2 protein-coding genes are annotated in these 1738 nt (G+C 78.5%); both read right to left on the bottom strand.

Going from position 1 to position 1738, the window contains the following annotated elements; all coding sequences use genetic code 11:
* The coding region (locus tag MOX02_RS30420; protein WP_147029479.1) for a PilN domain-containing protein at positions 1 to 1125 on the bottom strand (1125 nt) is incomplete at its 3' end.
* On the bottom strand, positions 1122 to 1738 hold a 617-nt coding region (gene gspG, locus MOX02_RS30425; RefSeq protein WP_244948465.1), incomplete at its 5' end, for a type II secretion system major pseudopilin GspG. The genes gspG and MOX02_RS30420, both read right to left, overlap by 4 nt.

Raw genomic sequence — 1738 nt, forward strand, 5'->3', positions numbered from 1 at the left:
CTCCTGGAACTCCTCGGGCAGGCGTGTCTCGCGCAAGCTCGCGCGGATGGCGAAGCGCTCGCGGGCGCGGGCCTTGTCGAACACGATCGGGCCCACCAGAACCGGGCCCTGCAGAAGGTGCGAGCCCTGCAGCCGGCCGATCAGCTCGGCCGCCGCCTCGCTGTAGCCCGCAAGCTCGACGCCCGAGCCCGTCACGCTGATCTCCGTCAGGTAGGTCGTGCCCGGCAGAAGCCGCGCCAGCTCCTCCCACACCGCCACCACGCCGGGCGTCGCCCGCAGCCCCGCCAGCTCGCCCGCCGCGTCGATCAGCCCGTGCACCCGCGACAGCCGCGCCGCCGAGCCGCGCGCCGGCTCGGCCACCGCCGCCATCTGCGCCTCCAGATCCCCGATCAAGGCCGCCTGGCGCCCGGCCAGGCCGCAGAAGCCCGTCAGCACCAGCGCCAGGCAGGCCGCTCCCAGGGCCGCCGCGGCCCGGCCCGCCGAGGGGCCGGACGGCGCCCGCGCCCCCCCGAACGGCAGCACCAGCGCCGCGCCTGCCGCCCCCTCCAGGCTGGCGCTCGCCTCCAGGCTGGCGATCTCGGACCGGGACAGGCCGAGCCGCGCCAGCGTCCGGTCGAGGAGGCTGGCTGGCACCACCAGGTAGTGCACCCGCACCCGCTCGCCCGCGGCCGGGCCCACCGCGCAGGCCAGCGCGATCTCGTCCGGCCGCAGCGGCGTCTTGCGCCCGATCTCGGCCCGCACGATCGCCTCGGCCTGGGCCAGCGCCCGCCGCGGCAGGGTCAGGCTGCGCCCGACCGCGTGCGGCAGGGCCAGGCTCAGCGGCACCGGCCGGCCCCCGGCGGCGGCGCGGGCGCGGGCCTCGGCCAGCCGGCCCGGCCGGTACTCGGCCCAGGCGATCCGCTCGGCGGACAGCTCCGCCCCGCGGGCCATGAGGCTCAGGCCGAGGCCCTGCGCGTCCGGCCGCAGCAGCAGGCGCAGGGGCGGCGGCTCGGGCCGGTCGGCCGTCGCGCGGCCCGGCCGCAGGCCGGAGAGACCCGCGCGCAGCTCCGCGCGCCACCAGCGGCCGAGGGCGGCGGCCCGGGCGGCGCTGCGGCCGGCGAGGCGGTGGGGCAGGGGGGCGCTCACTCGGCCGCCCTCCCGGACAGGTCGGCCTGCCGGTCGGCCTTCAGGTCGGCCTGGCGCCCGCCGCCGGGCAGGGCGGGGGCGGAGCCGGGCCGCGGCCGGGCGCGGGGATCCTCGCGGCCCTCCGCGCCCGTGACGGTGATCAGGAAGCTGCGGCCGCGGTCGGGCGAGGCGTAGAGGTAGGGCCGGCCCCAGGGGTCCTTGGGCACGGCCGCGCCCTTGAGGTAGGGCCCGTTCCAGGAGCTCAGGGCGGCGGGCGGGCTGACCAGGGCCTGCAGGCCCTCGCTGTCGAGGGGGTAGCGGCCGTTGTCGATGAAGAACAGCTCGACGGCGCTCGACAGGGTCTCGACCTGGATGCGCGCGGTCTTGGCCTTGGCGTCGGTGAGGTAGCCGAGCACGCGCGGGCCGACCAGGCTCATGATCAGGCCCATGATCGAGAGCACCACGATGACCTCGACCAGGGTGAAGCCGGCCTCGCGGGCCCGGGCGCGGACCCTGGCGCGGCGGGCGCGGCTGCTCGGCGCGCGCCCCTCACCTCTCCCGTCCGGGAGAGGTCGAGGCGGCCAAGCCGACCGGGTGAGGGGTTGAGGACGATCCGGAGAGGTCGCACCCCTCA

Origin of the sequence: Methylobacterium oxalidis (genome assembly GCF_007992195.1) — a bacterium.
Classification (GTDB): Bacteria; Pseudomonadota; Alphaproteobacteria; order Rhizobiales; family Beijerinckiaceae; genus Methylobacterium; species Methylobacterium oxalidis.